Source organism: Microbacterium sp. NPDC060132, assembly GCF_042729675.1.
Taxonomy (GTDB): domain Bacteria; phylum Actinomycetota; class Actinomycetes; order Actinomycetales; family Microbacteriaceae; genus Microbacterium; species Microbacterium sufflavum.
Map to the genome: position 1 here is coordinate 775,362 of NZ_JBHWXU010000001.1, position 20,513 is coordinate 795,874.

At 70.2% G+C, this 20,513-nt stretch carries 19 protein-coding genes and 1 tRNA gene; 8 read left to right on the forward strand and 12 right to left on the reverse strand.

Annotated elements, in window-relative coordinates; translation table 11 throughout:
- Positions 1–4 precede the first annotated feature (4 nt).
- Entirely contained in the window at positions 5–1,693 is a 1,689-nt protein-coding gene (locus ACFWCH_RS03895; RefSeq protein WP_136028717.1) for an amidohydrolase, read from the reverse strand.
- Positions 1,694–1,740: 47 nt separating this feature from the next.
- Complete coding sequence (locus tag ACFWCH_RS03900) at positions 1,741–3,084, reverse strand: MFS transporter (protein WP_136028718.1); 1,344 nt, start codon at positions 3,082–3,084, stop codon at positions 1,741–1,743.
- A gap of 219 nt (positions 3,085–3,303) precedes the next feature.
- Between ACFWCH_RS03900 and ACFWCH_RS03905 the strand changes: the two genes are divergently transcribed.
- Entirely contained in the window at positions 3,304–4,200 is an 897-nt protein-coding gene (locus tag ACFWCH_RS03905) for an Lrp/AsnC family transcriptional regulator (protein ID WP_136028719.1), read from the forward strand.
- A 52-nt stretch (positions 4,201–4,252) separates the two neighbouring features.
- On the opposite strand, the gene ACFWCH_RS03910 is transcribed toward ACFWCH_RS03905, so the two are convergent.
- Positions 4,253–4,828: an ATP-dependent endonuclease gene (locus ACFWCH_RS03910; RefSeq protein WP_378802960.1), complete on the reverse strand. Its 576-nt coding sequence runs from the start codon at positions 4,826–4,828 to the stop codon at positions 4,253–4,255.
- A 108-nt stretch (positions 4,829–4,936) separates the two neighbouring features.
- Between ACFWCH_RS03910 and ACFWCH_RS03915 the strand changes: the two genes are divergently transcribed.
- The 3 genes from ACFWCH_RS03915 to ACFWCH_RS03925 all read left to right on the forward strand — a co-directional run bounded on the left by ACFWCH_RS03915 (position 4,937) and on the right by ACFWCH_RS03925 (position 7,898).
- On the forward strand, positions 4,937–5,446 hold the full coding sequence (locus ACFWCH_RS03915) for a DUF3253 domain-containing protein (protein WP_136028721.1): 510 nt from the start codon (positions 4,937–4,939) through the stop codon (positions 5,444–5,446).
- Between the two features lie 87 nt (positions 5,447–5,533).
- Positions 5,534–6,940, forward strand: a complete 1,407-nt coding sequence (locus tag ACFWCH_RS03920) for an MFS transporter (RefSeq protein ID WP_378802961.1) — start codon at positions 5,534–5,536, stop codon at positions 6,938–6,940.
- A 40-nt stretch (positions 6,941–6,980) separates the two neighbouring features.
- Positions 6,981–7,898 carry a cation diffusion facilitator family transporter gene (locus ACFWCH_RS03925; RefSeq protein ID WP_378803838.1) on the forward strand — a complete coding sequence of 306 codons (918 nt, stop codon included), beginning with the start codon at positions 6,981–6,983 and terminating at the stop codon, positions 7,896–7,898.
- A gap of 96 nt (positions 7,899–7,994) precedes the next feature.
- On the opposite strand, the gene ACFWCH_RS03930 is transcribed toward ACFWCH_RS03925, so the two are convergent.
- A complete protein-coding gene (locus tag ACFWCH_RS03930) occupies positions 7,995–8,576 on the reverse strand; it encodes a MarR family winged helix-turn-helix transcriptional regulator (RefSeq protein WP_240745364.1) in 582 nt (193 codons plus the stop codon).
- A gap of 142 nt (positions 8,577–8,718) precedes the next feature.
- Here ACFWCH_RS03930 and ACFWCH_RS03935 point away from each other — a divergent pair, with 142 nt between their 5' ends.
- Entirely contained in the window at positions 8,719–9,474 is a 756-nt protein-coding gene (locus ACFWCH_RS03935) for a hypothetical protein (RefSeq protein ID WP_378802962.1), read from the forward strand.
- A gap of 58 nt (positions 9,475–9,532) precedes the next feature.
- On the opposite strand, the gene ACFWCH_RS03940 is transcribed toward ACFWCH_RS03935, so the two are convergent.
- Positions 9,533–10,186, reverse strand: a complete 654-nt coding sequence (locus tag ACFWCH_RS03940; protein WP_136036424.1) for a TetR family transcriptional regulator C-terminal domain-containing protein — start codon at positions 10,184–10,186, stop codon at positions 9,533–9,535.
- Between the two features lie 73 nt (positions 10,187–10,259).
- On the opposite strand from ACFWCH_RS03940, the gene ACFWCH_RS03945 reads away from it, so the two are divergent.
- Positions 10,260–11,321, forward strand: a complete 1,062-nt coding sequence (locus tag ACFWCH_RS03945; RefSeq protein WP_378802963.1) for an alpha/beta fold hydrolase — start codon at positions 10,260–10,262, stop codon at positions 11,319–11,321.
- 93 nt (positions 11,322–11,414) lie between these two features.
- Here the strand turns inward: ACFWCH_RS03945 and ACFWCH_RS03950 are convergent, their stop codons facing one another.
- Genes ACFWCH_RS03950 through ACFWCH_RS03960 form a run of 3 tightly spaced genes read right to left on the reverse strand, consistent with a single transcriptional unit; the run spans position 11,415 to position 13,996 of the window.
- A complete protein-coding gene (locus ACFWCH_RS03950) occupies positions 11,415–11,981 on the reverse strand; it encodes a hypothetical protein (RefSeq protein WP_247637933.1) in 567 nt (188 codons plus the stop codon).
- Between the two features lies 1 nt (position 11,982).
- Positions 11,983–12,588: a dCTP deaminase gene (gene dcd / locus ACFWCH_RS03955; RefSeq protein ID WP_136028727.1), complete on the reverse strand. Its 606-nt coding sequence runs from the start codon at positions 12,586–12,588 to the stop codon at positions 11,983–11,985.
- 55 nt (positions 12,589–12,643) lie between these two features.
- Positions 12,644–13,996, reverse strand: coding sequence for an MFS transporter (locus ACFWCH_RS03960; protein WP_247637934.1), 1,353 nt, complete (start codon positions 13,994–13,996; stop codon positions 12,644–12,646).
- Between the two features lie 85 nt (positions 13,997–14,081).
- Here ACFWCH_RS03960 and ACFWCH_RS03965 point away from each other — a divergent pair, with 85 nt between their 5' ends.
- Together ACFWCH_RS03965 and ACFWCH_RS03970 are read left to right on the forward strand one after the other, a co-directional pair.
- Positions 14,082–14,459, forward strand: a complete 378-nt coding sequence (locus ACFWCH_RS03965; protein WP_136037273.1) for a helix-turn-helix domain-containing protein — start codon at positions 14,082–14,084, stop codon at positions 14,457–14,459.
- Between the two features lie 72 nt (positions 14,460–14,531).
- Positions 14,532–14,602, forward strand: a tRNA-Gly gene (locus tag ACFWCH_RS03970).
- Positions 14,603–15,073: 471 nt separating this feature from the next.
- Here the strand turns inward: ACFWCH_RS03970 and ACFWCH_RS03975 are convergent.
- From ACFWCH_RS03975 to ACFWCH_RS03990, 4 genes are read right to left on the reverse strand one after another with little or no spacing between them, the layout of a single operon-like run.
- On the reverse strand, positions 15,074–15,817 hold the full coding sequence (locus ACFWCH_RS03975) for an acyltransferase domain-containing protein (protein WP_136028730.1): 744 nt from the start codon (positions 15,815–15,817) through the stop codon (positions 15,074–15,076).
- Entirely contained in the window at positions 15,814–17,025 is a 1,212-nt protein-coding gene (locus ACFWCH_RS03980) for a Gfo/Idh/MocA family protein (protein ID WP_378802964.1), read from the reverse strand. Before ACFWCH_RS03980 ends, ACFWCH_RS03975 begins: the two co-directional genes overlap by 4 nt.
- On the reverse strand, positions 17,015–19,153 hold the full coding sequence (locus ACFWCH_RS03985; protein ID WP_136029852.1) for an alpha-galactosidase: 2,139 nt from the start codon (positions 19,151–19,153) through the stop codon (positions 17,015–17,017). The genes ACFWCH_RS03980 and ACFWCH_RS03985 overlap by 11 nt, the downstream gene beginning before the upstream one ends.
- Positions 19,150–20,499: an alpha-L-fucosidase gene (locus ACFWCH_RS03990; RefSeq protein ID WP_136029850.1), complete on the reverse strand. Its 1,350-nt coding sequence runs from the start codon at positions 20,497–20,499 to the stop codon at positions 19,150–19,152. The genes ACFWCH_RS03985 and ACFWCH_RS03990 overlap by 4 nt, the downstream gene beginning before the upstream one ends.
- Positions 20,500–20,513: the final 14 nt, after the last annotated feature.

Here is a 20,513-nt window from a genome sequence, read left to right on the forward strand (position 1 = left end):
TCGTTCAGACGGCGGCCGTGGTGCGGGCGGCGACGTGGCGGCGCACGCCGTCGACCCAGGTCTCGCGTACCTCGATGGCCGCGATCTCCTCGGCGGGCACGGCCAGCGGGTCGTCCGAGAGCACCGCGAAGTCGGCGAGCTTGCCCACTTCCAGCGAGCCCAGGTCGTCTTCCCGCCCGATCGACACGGCCCCCTCGATCGTGTGGGCGCGCAGTGCGGCGAGCGCGGAGATGCGCAGGTCGTCGGGCCCGAGTCGGTGGCCGCGGCGGGTGACGCGGGTGACCGCCGTCTGGATGGCCTCCAGCGGGATCGGCTCGGCGACCGGGGCGTCGGAGGAGATCGTCATGGGCACGCCCGCCCGCTCGAACTCGCCGAGCGGGTTGAACCGCTCGCCCGGGGTGCCGATGGCCTCCTCCACGCCCTCGCCCCAGTTGAAGTAGTGCTGGGTCTGGTTGACGGGACGGATGCCGGCGGTCGCCATGCGCGCGATCTGCTCGGGCGTGGGCAGGCCGCAGTGCTCGATGCGGTGCCGGGCGTCCGCATCTGGACGTTCGGCGAGCGCGGCCTCGATCGCCGACACGACCATCTCGATCGCGGTGGGCGACTGCGCGTGCGTCGCGGTCTGGAGCCCCGCGGCGTGCGCCTTGCGGATCAGCTCGGCGTAGTCGGCGGGCTCGTGGTACAGCTGGCCCGTGCGGCACGGGTCGCCCACGTAGCCGTCGGGGAAGTACGCGGTCCAGCCGCCGAGGGTGCCGTCGGCGTAGAACTTGATGCCGGCGAAGCTCAGGTGCGCGTTGCCGAACTGTCCGACGAGCCCCATCTCGAGCGCCTCGTCGAGCAGATGCGACAGCAGGTACATCGACACGCGCAGCTCCAGCCGCCCGGCCTCCGCGAGCCGCAGGTACATGTCGAACTCGCGGCGCGTGACCTGGCAGTCGCCGATCGAGGTGACACCGCCCGCAAGGAACCGCTGCGTCGCGGCGTCGAGCTGCCGCAGGTGCTCCTCCGGCTCATCGGCCAGGTGGAAGTTCGGGCCGTGGTGGCCGATCTTCACCCCGTGCACGCCCGTCAGGATGTTGCACGCCGCGTCGGACAGCTCCCCGGTGAGCTCGCCGTCGGCGTCGCGGAAGAACTCCCCGCCGTCCGGGTTCGGGGTGTCGCGGTCCACGCCGTTGATGTCGAGCGTGTACGAGTTCACGACGCCGCCGTGACCCGAGGCGTTCATGAGGTACACCTCCCGATCGGACGCGACCTCGTCGAGCTCGAACCGGGTGGGGTGGCGCTTCTCGGCGAGGTTGCGCTGCTCGTAGCCGTATCCGCGCACCGGGCGACCGGCGGGGAGCCCGGCCGCCGCGGCCTTCAGCAGGGCGACGATCTCGGGGATGCTGCCCGCCTTCTCCGGCCCGCAGTCCACCCACGTCATCATCTGCCCGAACATGAGCGGGTGCGCGTGCGCGTCGACGAACCCGGGCACCACGACCGCGTCGCCGAGCTCGACGCGCTCCGGGGTCAGCCCGGCCCTGGCCGCCACGTCCTCGCACTCCGCGACCGTGCCGAGGGCGACGATGCGCCCCCGGTCGGTGAGCATCGCGGTCGCGGTGGTGTCCGCCGCGTCCGCGGTGTGGATGGCGCGGGCGGTGACGAGGGCGGGGGCGGCCTGGGCCGAGCGGTCGAAGGGGGTGAGCTTGCGCATGAGGAGCCTGTTCGCGGTGGGGTCTTGCGGGTGGGGAGCGGAGCCGATCAGGGCAGGCGGTTCGCCGTGGTATCGGTCCGGGCGGTGAACGAGGCCGTGACCGGTGCCTCGTCGGAGTGCTGCGGCGCGAGGCGCGTGCAGATCCCGGCGATCACGGCCATGCCGACGAACATCGCGATCACCGACCAGACGCTGCCGGTCCAGGCGATCAGCTGCGTCGCGAACCAGGGCGAGAAGCCGGCCCAGATCGCGGCGCCCACGCCGTAGGAGAGGGCGATCGAGGTGTACCGCGCCTGCGGGCGGAACATCTGCGCGAGGATCGCGGCGATCGGGGCGTAGGTCGCGCTCATCGCGATGCGCACCAGCGAGGCGAGCAGGAAGATGAGCGGCTCGACCCGTCCCGGCATCACCAGCAGGAACGGCGCGAACGTCAGCACCGAGGTGATCAGGCCGATGTACATCACGTTCTTGCGGCCCCACTTGTCGCCGAGCCAGGCGACCGGCAGCGTGACCACGAACTCCACGAACGAGGCGATCGTCATGGCGTCGAGGATCACCTGCTCGCTGATCGCGATGGGCTCGCCGGTCGCGTAGGCGGTGGCGAATGTCGTGGCCAGGTAGTAGCCGCCCGTGGAGATGGGCAGGATGCCGATGCCGAGCAGGATCGGCTTCCAGTTGACGCGCAGCGCGAAGGCGAGGGGCATGGACTGCTTGCGGCCCTCGATCTTCTCCTCGAAGACCGGCGACTCCTCCACGCGGTAGCGGACCCACAGGCCGACGGCGATCAGCACGATCGACAGCAGGAACGGGATGCGCCAGCCGCCGTCGATGATGAACGTGTCGCCGCCGCGAGCCATGATCGCGAAGATGCCCGAGGCGAGCAGCGCACCGGCGGGGTTGCCGAGCTGGGTGAAGCCGCCGTAGAACGTCTTCGACTTCTCCGGGGCGTGCTCGACGCTCATGAGCACGGCGCCACCCCACTCGCCACCGACCGCGAGGCCCTGGATGGCGCGCAGCAGGATCAGGAGGATCGGCGCGAGGATGCCGATGTTCTCGTAGGTGGGGAGGCAGCCGACGAGGACGGTCGCGGCGCCCATCAGCAGCAGGGTGATGACGAGCGAGACGCGGCGGCCGAGCTTGTCGCCGATGTGGCCGAAGACGATGCCGCCGAGGGGACGGACGAGGAAGGCGACCGCGAACGTCGCGAACGCCGCGGCGGTCTCGGCGAGGGGGTCGTCGCTCGGGAAGAACAGCGGGCCGAAGACGAGGGCGGCGGCCGTGGCGTAGACGTAGAAGTCGTACCACTCGATCGTGGTGCCGACGAAGGCGGCGATGCCGGCGCGGCGTGCGCGGCTGTGGACGCCGCTTCGGGGGGTGGGGGTGGTGGTCATGGACCCGCTCCTTCGCGGATGGTGTCGGATAGCGAACGATGCTAGGGACGCGACGACCCGGCGGCAAGGGCAGAACTCCAGCGAGAACGGGGATTCACTGGACTTCTGGTCCCTTGGGCACGCAAAGCGGGCCTTCCCGCCGGTCGCACGCGGGGTTACGCTGAGGTTCTGCGCGCGTCGTCGTGCAGACCGGGGAAACTGACGGATCGGGACGCAGCCATGGATTTCGACGCCGAACTCATCCGCGCGCTCCAGGAGGACGGGCGCGCGAGCATCCGCGCCCTGGCCGAGCGCCTCGGGCAGTCCAGGGCCGCGGTGGCCGCACGACTGCGCACGCTGCTGGCCGACCGCACGGTGCGCGTGGTCGCCGCGGTGGACCCGGTCTTCCTCGGCCAGCACGTCCTCGCGCACGTGTCGATCCGCACCGACGGCGCCGTCGAGGTCGTGGCCGAGCACCTGCGCGACATGAGCGAGACCGTGCTCGTGTCGGCCGTCGGCGGCGCGCACGACATCGTGACCGAGGTGCGCGTCGGGTCGATGTCGGAACTGCACGACCTGCTCGCCCGCATCCGCGGCAGCGCAGGCGTGCTCGACATCAACACCATCATCTACTCGACCGTGATCAAGGGGTTCTTCGTGTCGGAGTACCACGGCGGGGTCACGCTCGACGCGATCGACGAAGCCCTCGTGGAGCACCTGCAGGCCGATGGCCGCATGAGCTTCCGCGCGCTCGGCGAAGAGGTGCGCCTCTCCCCCAGCGCCGTCGCGACCCGGGTGCAGCGGCTCATCGACGCGGGCGTCATCAAGATCAGCGCGGTCGAGGCACGCGGCCTCGCGCACCGGCAGCTGTCGATGGGCGTGGGCATGACCCTCGGCGACGACGACGAGGCCGTGATCGAGGAGCTGCGCCGCGGTCGCGGTGTCGACTTCGCCGCCCGCACGCTCGGCCGCTTCGACGCGGTCGCGACACTCGTTGAGCCCTCGGCCGGCGCCCTGTACGCGAGCCTGGAGCGCCTGCGCGCGCTGCCCGGAGTGACCCGGATCGAGGCCTGGCTCCACCTCGCGGTGCTCAAGGAGGACTACGCCCGCACGCTCCGCCCGCTCCGCACGGAGTGAGCGCGAGTCGCCCGGGTCGGGGTCACGCGGCATGCACCGCGTCGAGCCCGCGTCAGGCGGCGGGGCGGACCGCGTCGAGCAGGGCCGACAGCGCGGGCGGCATCCGGTCGAGCGGGAGCAGGCCGACGATGTCCGCGGCGAACCGCGCCTTGCGGCCCGCGGCCGTCCCCGCGAAGCGATGCAGCTGATCCTCCACGACCCTGCCCCGCTGCGCCGGCTGCCCCTGGAACACGCGGAACCGCCCGAGCTCGCCCCGCGCCGCCAGCGCCTGCTCCACCAACGGAACCCCGGCGGCACGGATGACCTCGTCTTCCAGGTCGCGCTCGCAGCCGAAGAACCCCGCATCGGCGGGCACGCCCGTGGCGCCGATCGCGCCGTCGTCGCGCAGGACCCGGGTCACGTACGCGCCCTCCGCCGCGTCGTAGAGGCCGAGCACCCGCACGGCAGGCTCGACCGCGCGGAGGGCCGCGAGCCGGGAACGGAGGTTCGTGATGCCGTCGAGGTCGACCAGGTCGAGGTCGTCGAGCGTCTCGCCGAGGCGCTGCGCCGCGGCGAGGAACGCGAGCCGGTCGCTCGCCCCCTCGAACAGCACGACCGTGCCGCCCCCTCGCCCCGCACTCGCCGCCATCCCTCGACCCTACGCACCCGGTGTCCGTCGCGCTTCGACCGCACCCGACGCGGAGGGCCGCGCGTCAAGGGTCTGCCGTTGGAGGGCCCGCCGCGGCACACTGCCGACATGGAGCAGCCCGACGAGCCGGACGCGGCCACGGCACCGGAGCGCACGCCCGATGGCCACCACATCGTCGTGAACGGACGCCGGTGGCGGGCGACCGACCCGGCGATCCCCGACAAGCTGCGCCAGGAGCTGGTCGACGAGCTGATGGCCGCGCGGCGCGCCGTCAAGGCGGCGGAGCCCGAGGCGCGGCGCCGCGTGCACGATGCGAAGACCGCCCTCGGCGAACGCGGCGCCCCGTGGTGGGAGCAGCCGACGCCCGAGGAGTCCGCGGAGCGCATCGCGGCCGCCATCCGCACCCTCACCCGCAAGAGGGAGGGGTCGTCGATCTGCCCGAGCGACGTCGCCAGAGCCGTCGGCGGGGAGGCCTGGCGCAACCGGATGGACGAGGTGCGCCGCGTGACCGCCGCGCTCGCCGACCGGGACGAGGTCGTGGTGACCCAGAAGGGCGAGCCGGTCGACATCGCCTCCGCGCGCGGCCCGGTACGCATCCGCCGCGGCCCCGCCCTCTGACCCGGGCGGAGTGGGTCGAGCCGGGGTGCCGCGCGGGACACGGCGCGCCGTCACCGGGCGTTCACCGGGCCCCGCCAGACTGCGAGCATGAGCGAACCCGATTCCCGCAGCGGCGCACCGGAGCCCGCAGCGACCGCGAACAGCGGAGCCGTCGCCGTGGTCGGCCTCGACCTGCGCGGCGAGACCCCCGCCCCGAAGAAGCAGGTGTACTCGTGGGCCCTGTGGGACTGGGCGACCCAGCCGTTCAACACGGTGATCCTCACGTTCGTGTTCACGGCGCTCTACCTCGTAAGCCCCTCGTTCCTGCCGCCCGAGGTCGCCGCGCTCGACGAGAACGACCCGGTACGGATCGCCGCGGAGGCCGACCTCGCGTCCGGCCTCGGTCTCGGCCTCACGGTCGCCGCCTTCGGCATCCTCCTGCTCGCCCCGGTGCTCGGTCAGCGGGCGGATGCCGCCGGACGCCAGAAGCTGTGGCTGGGCATCGGCACGGGCGCGCTGATCCTCTGCATGTTCGGGCTGTGGTTCGTCGAGCCGGTCCCCGCCCTGTTCTGGGTGGGCGTGGCGCTGATCTCCGCCGGGTCGGTGTTCGGCGAGATCGCAGCGGTCAACTCCAACGCCATGCTGATCGGCATCGCGAACCCCAAGAACGTCGGACGCATCTCAGGCCTCGGCTGGGGCTTCGGGTACCTCGGCGGCATCATCGCGCTCGTGATCGTGGTGGTGCTCGACACCTTCGACTGGTTCGGGATGCCGACCGACAACGGACTCGCGTACCGCCTGATCGCGGTCGGCTGCGCGGTCTGGGCGATCGTGTTCGCCATCCCGATCTTCCTCAACGTGCCGGAACCGTCGCTCGGCCGCCCGGAGCGGAAGGTCGGCTTCTTCCGGTCGTACGTGCTGCTGGTGCAGGACGTCGTGGGGCTGTACCGCGACCCGGAGACCCGCTCGACCTTCTGGTACCTGCTCGCCAGCGCGGTGTTCCGCGACGGCCTGGGCGGCGTCTTCGCGTTCGGCGCGATCATCGGCACGGCCGTGTTCCGGTTCGGCACGCAGGACATCATCGTGTTCGGCATCGCGGCGAACCTCGTCGCGGGGGTGTCGACGATCCTGGCCGGACGACTCGACGACCGCCTCGGCCCGAAGCGCATCATCCTCGGCTCGATCGCGGCCATGATCGTCGCGGGGCTCGCGGTCTTCCTGCTGCGCGACGCCGGCGCGATCGTGTTCTGGGTGGGCGGACTCATCCTGTGCGCGTTCGTCGGACCGGCGCAGGCCGCCGCGCGGTCCTTCCTGGCCCGCGTCACCCCGGCCGGCCGCGAGGGCGAGATCTTCGGCCTCTACGCGACGACGGGACGGGCGGCGAGCTGGATGGCCTCCGCCGCCTGGACGGTGCTGATCGCCCTGACCGCGCAGACGGCCTTCGGCATCCTCGGCATCGTGATCGTGCTGATCGCCGGGTTCCTCCTGCTGCTGCCGGTGAAGGCTCCGCGCTAGAGCAGCGACCGCCCCGCGGGGCAGGAGTAGCGTGACCGGGGTGACCGTGCTGCTCGCCTTCCTCGCCAACGTGCTCGTCGCGATCGCGAAGACGGTGGCCGCGGTCATCACCTCGTCCGCGTCGATGGTCGCCGAGGCCGCGCACTCCTGGGCGGACGCGGGCAACGAGGTGTTCCTGCTGATCGCCGACCGGCGCGGCGCGAAGACCAAAGACGCGCGGCATCCGCTCGGCTACGGCCGCAACGCCTTCGTGTGGTCGCTGATCGCCGCGTTCGGCATCTTCACCGCGGGCTCGATCGTGTCGATCATGCACGGCCTCCAGGAGCTGTCCGACACCGGCCCGGTGGAGAGCCCGGTCGTCGCCTACGTCGTCCTCGGTATCGCGTTCGTGCTCGAGGGGGCGTCGTTCACGCAGGCGATGATCCGCTCCCGCCGCCTGGCGCGCGAGCGCGGCAGCTCCACGTGGGACTTCGTGCTGGAGACGAGCGACACGACCCTCCGCGCCGTGTTCTTCGAGGACTCGGCAGCCCTCGTCGGCCTGGTCCTCGCGGGCGGCTCGATCCTGCTGCACCAGCTCACCGGCGTGGCCGCCTGGGACGCGATCGGCTCGATCCTGGTGGGCGTGCTGCTCGGGGTGGTCGCGGTGATCCTGATCGGACGCAACATCGCATTCCTCGTCGGCACGAGCGTCTCCCCCACCCTGCGCTCGCGGGTCGGCACGGCTCTGCTGGGGCTGGACGACATCGAACGGGTGACCTACCTGCACATCGAGTACGTGGGGCCGAACCGGCTGTTCCTCGTGGCCGAGGTCGACCTGTCGGGCGACGCGCGCGAGCACGACGTGGCGCGTCGGCTGCGCGAGGTGGAGCGGCGGATCGAGGCGCACGACGCGATCGAGGCGGTCGTGCTGTCCCTCTCGGTGGACGACGAGCCCTCGCTCGACTTCGCGCGCGCCTGAGTCGCGGAGCGAGACCCGCGGAGCGAGACCCGCGGAGCGAGGTCGGAGGCGCGAGGCCGGCGGAGCGAGACCGGCGGAGCAGGAATCGTCGCGGCGTCAGCGCGGCCAGTTGTCGGCGAGCTTGGTGAGCAGACGCGCGAGTTCGGTGCGCTCGTCGTCGGTGAAGGGCGCGAGCGCCTGGGTGAGCAGCTCCCTCCTCTCCCCGCGCAGACCGCGCGCGAGCCGGCGGCCCTCGTCGGTCAGCGCGATCCGGGTGCGGCGCGCGTCGTCCGGGTCGGCCTCACGACGCACGAAGCCGCCCTGCACGCCCTGCTGCACGAGGCGCGACGCGCGGGGCTGATCCACGCCGATCGCCTGGCCGAGCGCGCTCACGCTCAGCGGTTCGGGCGCCGAGGCCAGCGCCTCGAGCATCCGCATGCGGGCGGGGCCGCCGAGGCGTCCGGAGGGGTCGGCCATCCACGGCGGCATCCCGGGGTGCCCGCGGTGATGGCCGAAGTGCTCGTGGGCACCGTCGGCGTGCGGGCCGTCGTGACCTCCGCCGGGCCAGCCGTGGGGTCCACCGCGTCCGCGCGGTCCGTGCTCGCGCTGACCGGGCCGACGCCCGCGGAGACGAGACAGCGCCTGGGCGATCGCCTCGGCGGGGTCGTGCGGTTCGGAGTCGCGGGAACGGGTGGCCATACCTCGATTTTACATGCGACTTGACATGCTTTAGATCTGCATGTCACACTACATGTACATGCCGGATCACATGGATATGTCACCTGACATCCACCGGCCACCACCGCGGCCCACCAGCCGCCCCTGAACAGAGGACAACCCCATGAACACCACCACAGACACCACAGAGACTCCGCAGCCGCCGCGCCCCTTCGGCTACTGGCTCAAGGCCGTCGACCGCCTCATGGCGGCCGAGTTCGCCGCCGCGTTCGACGACGAGGGCATCACCCGGCGCGACTGGCGCCTGCTCAACGTCGTCGACGGCTCGGTCGAGCGCGAACGCCCGCTCCGTGCGCACAAGCTGCGCCGCCTGATCGACCGCGGGTGGGTCGTCACCGACGGCGAGGGCTGGTCCCTCACCGACGACGGCCGCGCCGCGAAGGAGCGCCTCGGCGCCCTGGTCGACGACATCCGCGCCAAGGTCGTCGACGCCGTCCCCACGGACGACCTCGCCACGACGCTCGCATCGCTCGAGGCCATCGCCCGCGCGTTCGGGTGGGAGGAGGGCACGCCCCTCCCCCGCACGCACCGCGGCCCGCGGGGCCACCGGCACGGTCACGGTTTCCGCGCCCCGTTCGGCCACCACGGCTTCGGTCTCCACGGCTTCGGTCCACGGGGCTTCGGTCCCCGTGGGTTCGAGCGCGGCAACGGCTTCGGCGAACGCGAACGCCACGCGTTCGACGACCGTCACGAGGCCGACGGCCGCCACGGCTTCCACAGCCGTGGGCACGGCCACGGCCACGACGGCCACGCGATGCCGGAGGGGCCGTGCGGTCACGGCCACCCGGGCGAGCGCCGCGCACGTCACGCGTTCGAGCGCGGCTACGACGCCGGGTTCCGCCGCGGTCGCGCCGCCTGACCGCCGCACCACAGGGCGCCCTCCCGTCTGGGAAGGCGCCCTGTGGTGCGGCGGGGCTCTACATCTCGAGGTCGAGGAGCGCCACGGCGTCGTCGGGGGCGCCGACAGCACGGAGGCGTCCGCGCATCGCCGCCGCGGCGAGGGCATAGGGCCGTTCGTCGTCGAGGAGCAGCGAGCGCGAGTTGGCTTCCTCGTTCAGCGCGACGAGTTCGAACGCCAGCACGTCCACGTCGTCGACCGCGATCTCTCCGACCGCGATGGCGTGACGCAGCTGGGCCTCGATGTACCCGTGCCAGTCGGTCAGGGCCGCGCGCACGGCGTCGGTCACCGGCCCGGTCTTGGAGTCGACGTCGGCGGAGGTCGCGGCGAAGAAGCAGCCTCCGGTGAACACGCGGTCCTTCGAATAGAGCAGCGAGTGGCGCAGCAGCGCCGCGAGGCGTCGCACGCCGCGGGGCTCGGCACGGGCGGGCTCGACGATCCGTGCGAGGAAGATCTCCCTGGCGGCTTCGATCGTGGCGAGCTGCAACCCCTCTTTGCTGCGGAAGAGCGTGGCGATGCTGCTCTTGCTCGATCCGGACGCCGCAGCGAGCCGACCGATCGTCAGGCCGTCGAGACCCTCGACCGACGCCAGGTTCGTGGCGCTGTGGAGCACGACGCGGCGGGAGGCATCACCCCGTACCCGTCGGCCGTCCAGGATCGGGCTCTCGGACATCCCCCTAGTATACGAACGATCGTTCGCCTAGTATACGTATGATCGTTCGTATTGTTCCGGCGAAGGAGTCACGATGCCGTCCCTGCCCGTCCTGCTCGCCCGTACCGTCCCCCTGCTCGCCCGCGTCTCGCCACGGCTGGCGGGCGCCGTGGCGCTCCGCCTGTTCTTCACCACCGGGCCCCGCATGCGCGTGCGCCCCGCCGATGCGCCGACCCACAGCGACGCCCGCCGCGGCACCGTCACGGTGCGCGGCATCGAGGTCACCACGTACGAGTGGGGTCGCGGGCCGCGCACCGTGCTGCTCCTGCACGGCTGGCGCGGCCGGGCGTCGCAGTTCGCGCCGCTCGTGCGCGAGCTGGTGGCCGAGGGGTTCCGCGTGCTCGCCTTCGACGGGCCGGCACACGGATCGTCCGGCGGCCGCGCGACCGACGTGCGCGACTGGGTGACGGTCGCCGAGCGACTGCAGGCCGAGCACGGCCCGTTCGAGGCGCTGATCAGCCACTCCTTCGGCGCGCTGGGCGCCCTCACCGCCGCCCGCACGACCGTGCCGGTGCCCGCGGTGGCCGTGCTCGCCGGCGCCGCGGCGCCCGAGGCCTTCCTCGCCCAGTTCGCCAGCGACCTGCGCCTCGACGAGCCCACCGCGCAGAACCTCCGCGAGCGGTTCCACCGCCGCCTCGCGATCGACGAGGCCGCGGCGGCCGAGCGCTTCGACGCCGGACGACACCCGTTGCCCGACGGCACCGCACTGCTCGTGGTGCACGACCGCGGCGACCGCCGCCTGCCCGACCGTGACGCCCTGCGCCTGCACGCCGCGCACCCCGGCCGCTCGCGGATGCTGCGCACGGTGGGCCTCGGTCACACGAAGGTGCTCTCGGCCGACCCCACCCTCGACGCGGTCGTGGCTCTCGTCACGGGCGGGCTGCCCGCGGTCGATGCCCTCGGCACCGCCACGGCAGCGACGCCGCCGACGCGGTCGCACGTGGCCGATGACGCAGAGCCCGCGCACGCCCCGGGCCCCACGGCGCAGTCCACGCACGCCGCACATCCCACCCCCGGGTCAGCTCACGCCGCACACCCGACCTCCGAGCCGTCGCACGCCGCACACTCGACCGCGGAGTCCGCCGCCCGCGCCTGAGTCCAGGCCCTCGACCGACACCGCGGGCGACCGCACGCAGACCGGGACACCGATCCGATGGCGCCGGAGTGCGGCGAGCCCGAAGATCCGGCGTCAGACCCGCAGCGGAGTCAGCGCGGCCGCCGCGTCGGCGAGGGTCGGGAACCCGGCATTCACCAGGACCACGAGCGCGACCACGGCGGCGACGAGCAGCAGGAACAGGAACACGAAGATGAGGCCGGCGAGCACGCGGTAGCTGCCGCCCTCCGGCACCTCCGGAGCGAGCGACGGCTGCGACCAGTCGTCGGCCGCCGCAGCGGGCGGCTCCCCCTCGAGGATCGCGGGCGTCGGGCGCTCGCGCTCCGAGCGGCGCGTGGGCGGCGGAGGCGGCGGGAGCACGGCGTTCGCGGGCGGGATGTCGGCGGGCGGCGGGTCGAGCAGGCCGTCCGGGATCGGGGTCTCCGGCGGGGCCGGGGGGATCACGTCGTCGGCCGGGCGGATCGCCGCGGACTCCGTCGGGACGGCCGCACCGGCGGCACCCGGGTCATCCGGGGCCACCGGCTCGTCCGGGGCCGCGGGCTCATGAGGCAGCAGGGGCTCGGGCGGCACCGGGCCGTCCGCGGCCACAGGTCCACCCGGGGTTCCGGGCTCCTCCGGGGTCCGCCCGTCGCCGTCGCTCATGTCAGCCTCCGATCGCTCCCACATCGGTCACGCCCACGTCGGTGCGGTGGAAGTTCTGGAACGACCGCGACGCGGTGGGCCCGCGCTGCCCCTGGTACCGGTTGCCGTAGGGGCCGGAGCCGTAGGGGTTCTCGGCGGGCGAGGTGAGCCGGAAGAAGCACAGCTGCCCGATCTTCATCCCCGGCCACAGCTTGATCGGCAGGGTCGCGACGTTCGCCAGCTCCAGCGTCACATGACCCGTGAACCCGGGGTCGATGAACCCGGCCGTGGAGTGCGTGATCAGGCCGAGGCGCCCGAGCGAGGACTTGCCCTCGAGACGCGCGGCGATGTCGTCCGGCAGCGTCACCTGCTCGAACGTCGCCCCGAGCGCGAACTCGCCGGGGTGGAGGATGAACGGCTCGTCGGGATCGACCTCGATGAGCCGGGTGAGCTCGGGCTGATCCACCGACGGATCGATGAAGGGGTACTTGTGGTTGTCGAAGAGGCGGAAGTAGCGGTCCAGGCGCACGTCGATGCTGGACGGCTGGATCATCTCCGGCTCGTGCGGAGCCAGGCCGACACGGCCCGACGCGAGTTCTGCCCTGATGTCGCGATCGCTGAGAAGCACGGCCTCAGCCTAGTCACCGCACGGGTCGCGCCTCACGCGACCTGCGGCATCCGCGTCACAGGGCCGGGGCACTGCGACGCGAGAGCAACGGGAGCAGCGCGGCCGCCGTCACGGTCACCGCCGCCGCGACCACCGCCACCGGGAAGCCGCCCGTCACGAGCACGGCCGCGATCGTGCCGAACACCGCGATGCCGAGTCCGCCGCCCAGGGCGAAGCCCACCTCCTGCACCGCCCCGACCTGTCCCGCCTGATCCTCGGTCGTCACCTCGAACAGCGTCGCGGCGGCGAGGGTCCCCGCGATGCCGAACCCGAGCCCGACCAGCACGAGGGGCAGCGCCACGATGCCGGGGTCGAACGCGAGCCACACGAGCCCGAGCGCCTGCAGCAGCAGCACCAGCACGGTGAGTGCGTTCGCCGACAGCCAGCGCAGCGCGAGCGGCGCCAGCACCCCGCCGATCGCGATCGCCGCGGCCTGCGGCAGCAGCGCGATGCCCGCCTCGGCGGCACTCTGTCCCCGCGCATCCTGCAGGTGCAGGCTCACCAGGAGCACCGACGCCGACGACGCCCCGCTGCTGACGATGATGCGCACGATCGCCGGGCTGAATCCCGGCACCCGGAACAGCGCCAGGTCGAGCAGCGGGAGGGGCAGCCGACGCTGCCGCCGCACGAAGAACACGAGGCTGGCGACCGACACGACCGCGGCCACCGCGGCCGACACGGGAGCGGCCAGCACCTCGTGCAGCGCGAAAACGAGGGCGCCGAGCGCGACGATCGACGACAGGATGCTCGGCACGTCCCACGACGGCGGCTGCGTGCTGCGCGAGTCCGGCACGAGCCACAGGGCGAGCAGGGCGGCGGCCACCGCGAGCGGCACACTGCCCAGCAGCAACCATCGCCAGCCGGGCCCCTCCGCGAGGAGCCCGCCGAGCACGGGTCCGAGGGCGCTGCCCGTGCCGAAGGTGGCAGTCCAGAGCCCGTACGCGAGCACGCGCTCCCTCGCCTGGAAGGTCGCACCGATCGTGGCCACGACACCCGCGACCACGAAGGCCTCCGCAACGCCGAGCAGAGCCCGGATCACGATGAGCAGCAGGCCACTGGTGGCGACGCCGCCGATGCCGTTGAGCACCGCGAATCCGACGAGCCCGATCACGACGATGGTCTTGCGCCCGAACGCGTCGCCGATCCGCGCCGCCAGGATCAGCGTCGCCGCGAGCGACAGCGCGTAGACGTCGACGAGCCAGAGACCCTCGGTGTCAGTCAGCGCGAGGTCGTCGCGGATCGCGGGCAGCGCCGTGGACACGCTGCTGATGGCGAGGGCGCCGATGAGCACGCCGAGCAGGAGCGGCACCATCGCCATCCAGAGCCGGAGAGAGGAGCGGACGGGGACGACGACGGGGCTGGTGGTCACGGACTCAGTCTGTAAAGTACAGGCAAAGGCCACAAGTACCGACATTGTCGTCACGTACTTACCGTTTGGATACTGTGGAGGCACGATGCGCGAGAAGACGGCCAGGATCGTCCGCGAGTGGACCGAGACCTGCGACGCGGAGGTTTCGATCGCCGTGCTCGGCGGCGCGTGGAAGCCGAGCATCCTGTCGCTGCTCGCCGAGCACGGCGTGCTGCGCTTCGGTGAGCTCGGGCGCCTGCTGCAGGACCCCACGTCGCGCGTGCTCACCCGGCAGCTGCGCGAGCTGGAGGCGGACGGCCTGATCACCCGCACGGTCTACCGCGAGGTCCCGCCCAAGGTGGAGTACCGGCTGAGCGAGCTGGGTGCGACCGCGACCCCGCTCGTCGACGCGCTCACGCGGTGGGGCACGATGTACGCGGGGCAGCAGCGCGACACCCCCGCGACGGCGGACGCCACGGCCTGACGCCGCGGTTCACGCTTTGGCCATCGCCCCGGAGACGGGTAGGCTTGCCCTCACCTGCTCTCGGGCGGGTTCGGGGCTGTAGTTCAATGGTAGAACTTCTGCTTCCCAAGCAGACAGCGCGGGTTCGATTCCCGTCAGCCCCTCTGTGACTTCCAAAGCTACTCCGGACATTCTTGAGCTACTCCAGACTGGAATTTTCGCAGTGCACCGCGCCAGATGCGTTTTCGAGGCCGGCACTCATTGACTCGAAGTGACGAACGCCCGCACGTCTCGTGTAGAAGCCCTCGGCTGCGCTAGCGTGGCTGCGAGTTGACGGCGAATCGCCATGTGACGCTTCGCGAACAGGAGGAGTGGGAACGGACAGACGCAGAACGGAGACAGCGGCTGTTGTCACGACCGCCCGCGGCCTCCAGATACACAACCGCTCGGCGTGAGCCCTGAAGGTGCGAGCGAATGTCGAGGCCTGGATCCCCCCCCTGCCCTCGACACCGAAGTCGCTCGATACACCGAAGACGGCGAGATCGACGATGCCTTCTCAGCCTGTATGGCAAAAGTGAAGCACTATCAGGATGTGAGACCGGCGGCTGTACTCGCGCGGCGGACACCCCGTGGAGTCAGCGGGAGGATCCCACCTTCAGCACTCCCGTTGGCATCGTCCAATTCCGACCGTCACGCAGCGTTGAGGCGACCACTCGCTCGAGCCGCGACTTCGTCGGCAGCGCTGGGTCTATTACCTCGATTAGCGGGCGACGGAAAACGAACCTCGCAGCCTCCTCGCTGGCCAGCGGCGTCTCCTCCTCGTCGGAGACGATCTCGAACCGCTCGGCGAATGCCGCGATGTTCGACCCGGCTAGCGCCGATGACAGTCGGGGATCGAGCAGCCAGCTTGTACAGGCGAATCGCCCGCTCCCGGTCAGCTCAGAGGCGCACGCCAGTGAGGCATCGACACCAGCTGGCAACAGTGGTCCGAGTTCAGGGACGTGCAGGTGGTGACCGTGCTCGCTCTCGCGCATTGAGACCTGAAGCCGCCCGGCGCTGAGCACGTCCGCTCGCATCAGCTCGAGCATCCATGGCGCAATCGCCGCGGCGCCGTACAGTCGATGCTTCCGTCCGACGTCGACCAGCGTCTCGCGTGTCACGTCGGCGGGGACTTTGGCTTCGCGGTGGCGCTCAAGTGCGACGGGTACGAGCTCGACCAGGGCGCGAGCCACAGCGACGTCCGAGGCCCCAGCATCGATGGGGTGGGGCACCCCTTCAGTGCGGCGGATCAGCGCTTCGAGCCTGTCGACGAGCTCCCATGGCACTGGCTCGTCGCGTTCGACGGCTTCGAGATCGAGCAGGGCCGCGTGCTGCGTCACGAGGCCGTCCTCGCGTCCGATACAGATCGACTCTGACCGCCCTCGAAGTACGCGACCAGCTCCGGTGAGAGGGGCGGCACGTTCTGCACGTGACCACCTGATCGAATCGACTCGGTCGCCGCGATCCCCGTAGCCACAGCGTCCCTCGCGGCGACGGGAGACGTGTCGGTACGGCCACCGTGCCGCACGAATCGGAGGAACTCGGCGATCAGGAGATCATCAGCTCCTCCGTGGATCACGCTGGCTCCCTCGGCGAGCTCGGTTACGCGGTGAACCTCATCGGGCTCTCCTGCACCGTGTGTGCGTCGACGCCAGATCCGCACCTCTGCACCGATCTCATCTCCGAAGTTCTCCAGCCGGCCCTCGGTGCCGATAACCGTGTAGTTGCGCCAGTAGTCGGGCGTGAAGTGGCACTGCTGGTACGAGGCGAGGACGCCGTTGGACAATGTCATATTCACCTGTGAGAGGTCTTCAACGTCGAGGATCGGCGCCATGCCGGTCTGCGCGGTCGGCGGCCAGTTGTTGAGGCTGAACCAGTCCTGCATTCGCTCACCGGCATGGTCACTGCGATCTGTGATGTCGCCGTAGACGGCCAGCGTCCCCATCGCATTCACGCTCATCGTGCGGGCGCCGCCCAGCCAGTGCAGGATGTCGATGTCATGCGCACCCTTCTGCAAGAGCAGTCCCGTGGTGCGTCGGCGGTCGGCGTGCCAGTCCTTGAAGTAGTAGTCGCCGCCGTGACCGACGAAGTGGCGACACCAGATCGCCTTGACCTCACCGATACGCCCGTCGAGGATCAACTGTCGCATCAGCACGATCACCGGCATGTGCCTCATGTTGTGGCCGACGTACAAACGGGTTCCGGTGCGGTGCGCTGCTTTAAGGATGGCATCCGCGTCCGAGATCTTCGTCGCCAACGGCTTCTCGCAGAACACCGGAACACCCGCCTCCAGCAGTGCCACGGTCACATCGGTGTGCTGATCATCGGGAGTGAGCACCAACGCGGCGTCCACACCGGCGCTGATGAAGTCGCGAAGCGAGTCGGTCACGAAGGCATTCGGCAGCTTCTCGCGAGCGTCTGCTCGGCCGCGCTCGGCTGTATCAAGCACGGCCGAGACAAACGAGCCCCCGCCCGGGCGTTGCACCTGGTCAGTCAGCTGAGCTCGGTGACCGAAGCCGACGATGCCGATACGAAGGTCAGTGGTCATCGGATGTCTCCTCGGTCACGCGGGTCAGCTCGATCAGGGCGGCAGTCTCGGGGCGCAGAGGGGGAAGCGAGAGTCCCGAGCGCGCGAGCATGGAGCCTGCCAAGCGGAGCGGTGCGTTCAACGCTGCGTCGAACCAGGCCGGCCCGGTGCTCATGCCCCGATCCGGCACTCCGAGCTCCGAGCGCACACGGACGTCATACCCCGCGCTCTCGTCGAGCCCGGGGATCTGGACTCGCGCGGGGCGCCCGGCGGTCATCCCGATCTGGACGACAGCGAAAAGCGCCCGGCTCCGATCTGGACTCACCACCCCGAAGAGACGGGCTGCTGGGTCGAACACGTCCGCGTTCACCAGACGCCCGGACGCAATCAGCGCACGCGTCTCTCGATAGAGTTCGGCGAACTGCGTTAGTGCGTCACGCTCCGCCTCATTCACCTTGAGCAGGTTCATCTCTATACCGGCGTGAGCGAACAGCGCGGTGATCAAAGGCAGGGTCCCGTTTATCCTCCGGCCGGTGGTATGCGCGGTCGCGGCGCCAATGTGCGAGCCGATGAGCTCCAGGGGAAGCAACAGCGATGTCCAACGTTGGATGCGCTCGCGCTCGAGCGGATCCAACGTGTCAGACGGCCACACCCGGTCTGTGCGCTGCAGAATGCCGAGGTCCACGCGCGCTCCACCCGAGGCGCACGACTCAATCTCCAGCTGAGGATGCCGCTGACGCAAGGCATCCATGAGGGCGTACACGGCTCGCGTCTGCGTGTGGCTGGGTGCCTCGAGCAGATCGCGATTGTGGTCCCACTTTAGGAAGTCGATCCGGTACTCGGATATCAGCGCGTCTAGTCGCTCGAGGAGGTAGTCGTAAACCGCGGGCTGCGCCACGTCGAGTACGTACTGTGCGCGAGATGGCCAGCCGTCAGCGGGTGTCAGCAACCACTCTGGATGTTTACGCGCGACGTCCGAATCGAGGTTGACCATTTCCGGCTCCACCCACAGCCCGAACTGCATACCGAGAGAGCGCACCAGGTCCACCAAGGGGTGCAAACCCTCCGGCCAGAAGCCTTCGTCGACATACCAGTCCCCGAGCCCTGCAGTGTCGGTAGTGCGGCCGCGAAACCAGCCGTCATCGAGCACGAACCGCTCGACTCCGACGTCAGCGGCGCGTTCTGCGAGCGACCGGAGCGTGCTGACGTCATGGTCGAGATACACCGCTTCCCAGGTACTCAGCACGAGAGGCCGTGGCGTCTGCGGGTGCTGTGGCCTGGCACGCAGACGGTCGTGGAACCGATCTGAAATGCCGTCGATGCCGGCATCGGACCACGTGAACAACACCGCTGGTGCCGAGTACGAGGTGCCCGGATCGAGTATCACTTCACCGCGCCTAAGCAGCTCTCCGCCGCTGAGAGCGACGGAGAGGTCACCGGCGCCGTCGGCTGAGCGCTCAACATAGCTGCCATGGTCGCCACTCCACGCGACGTGCATCGCCCACAGTTCGCCTCGGCGATTCGTGAACCCTGCGGTGCCGACCAGGGTAACGAAGGCGGCGTCATGGCCCGGACGTCCACGACGATGCTCTCGGGCATGGACCGCAAAGGAGACGGGATGCCGTTGCGGCATCCGTTCTCCGATCCATGCGCCGGTGAAATCGAGGATCTCGTCGGCGCGCACCGGCAGCGGGAGCACCGCATCCAGTCCGTCCACGGTGAGCGCTTCTTGGCCGATATTGCGCACGGTGCGCCGGTGCTCGAGGACGCCGTGCGGATCCAGTGCGAGCTCAAGGGTGATCTCGGCGAGCGACGCTTCATCTCGCAGAACCAGCCGGGCTGCCGCATCCTCTATGTTCGCCGAGATCAGTCGCGGCCGCGGGGTCGTCGCGATGCCGGACCGGGAGAGCACAACGGCGGGGCGACCGGTCCACGCGTCATCCTCGGTGGGAAGCACACCGAACAGCAGCGGGTCGTCGGGTGTCGCGTTCAGACGAGCTGGGACAGCAGCGTCACACAGCGCTAGGAGGGCACGATCATCGAGGGCGCCGAGATCCGGACCCCAGTGCACCACTCGAGCCCGCTGGTGTCGGCAGTCGACGATGAGCGCGACGCCAGCGCTGCGCAGCAGCAGCACCTGAGAGCTCACGAGCCGTACGGAATTGACTGTGGTGTCAGACGAATCGTGATCACCGTGTCGACGTCGTCGGGCAACGGATATGTCAGCGCCGGGTCGCCCTCGCCGAAGCTGACGAATGCCGTATCGGGATACGCCTCGATGAGCCAGGACTCCGCCCGCTCAACCCGCTTGCCGCTGATCTCGAGCGAGTCGATGCGGGACGCGTCGACACCGACAAGTGCAAGAGGCCCGACCGGCGGCTCGAACACGTGCGCATAGAGCACGTCTCCCTTGCGCGTGTAGTATCCCCACTCCGGCTTCGGCAGATCGGCAGCGCGTGCGCCATAGATGCTATCGCCGTTGCGGGAAAGCCATGCCCCCACCTCGGCGAGGATCCGCTGCTCTTCCGTGAGGATGTGGCCATCGGGGTGCGGCCCGACATTGAGCAACAGGTTGCCGCCCTTACTGACGATCTCGACGAGCTTCCTGATCAGCATCCGAGGCGACTTGTAGTCTTCGTCGCCGAAGAAATGCGTCCAATGGTTGTTGAGCGTGATGCACGCCTCCCACGGCACGGGCTGACCCTGAAGGTCGAGAATGCCCTCGGCGGGGATCAGCTGCTCGGGCGAGACGAAGTCGCCGGACCACGGCAGAGGCGAGTCAGTGATGATCGAGCCGAAGCTGCCGCCGTTGGCCTCGAGGCGGTTGTCGAGCAGGATCCCGGGCTGGAGTTCGCGGACCATCTCGACGAGTTCGCCGGCGCGCCACGCCTCACCGGTCAGGTCGTCGTACGAGAAGTCGAACCACATCAGGTCGATCTGGCCGTAGTTTGTGGCGAGCTCGCGCACCTGAGCGTGCATGAAATCGAGGTAGCGGTCGAAGTCGTGCTCGATGCCTTCGTACGCGGGGTCGTTACGGTGAGGATGATGCGCGTCGCCGAAGACCGGGAAGTCCGGATGCGACCAGTCGATCAACGAGAAGTACAGGCCGACCTTCAGCCCGTGACGGCGGAACGCCTCGACATACTCGGCAACCACGTCTCGCCCAAAGCCGTTGTGCATGGAGGTATAGGTGGAGTGCGCGCTGTCGAACAAGCAGAAGCCGTCGTGATGCTTCGCGGTCAGCACGGCGTACCTCATGCCAGCCGCGACTGCCGTGCGCGCCCACTCGTCGGCGTCGAACGCATCCGGGGTGAACGCGTCGATGAAGGGTTGGTACTCCTCCATCGAGATATTCTCCCAGGAGCGCAGCCATTCTCCCCGGCCATGGACGGAGAAGGCTCCCCAGTGGATGAACATGCCGAATCGGTCGGCCCGGAACCAGTTCGTTCGTGCGTGCCGGTCGTTTGCGACTGTGGACAATTGCGTTTCGAGCATGACTACTTTCGGTG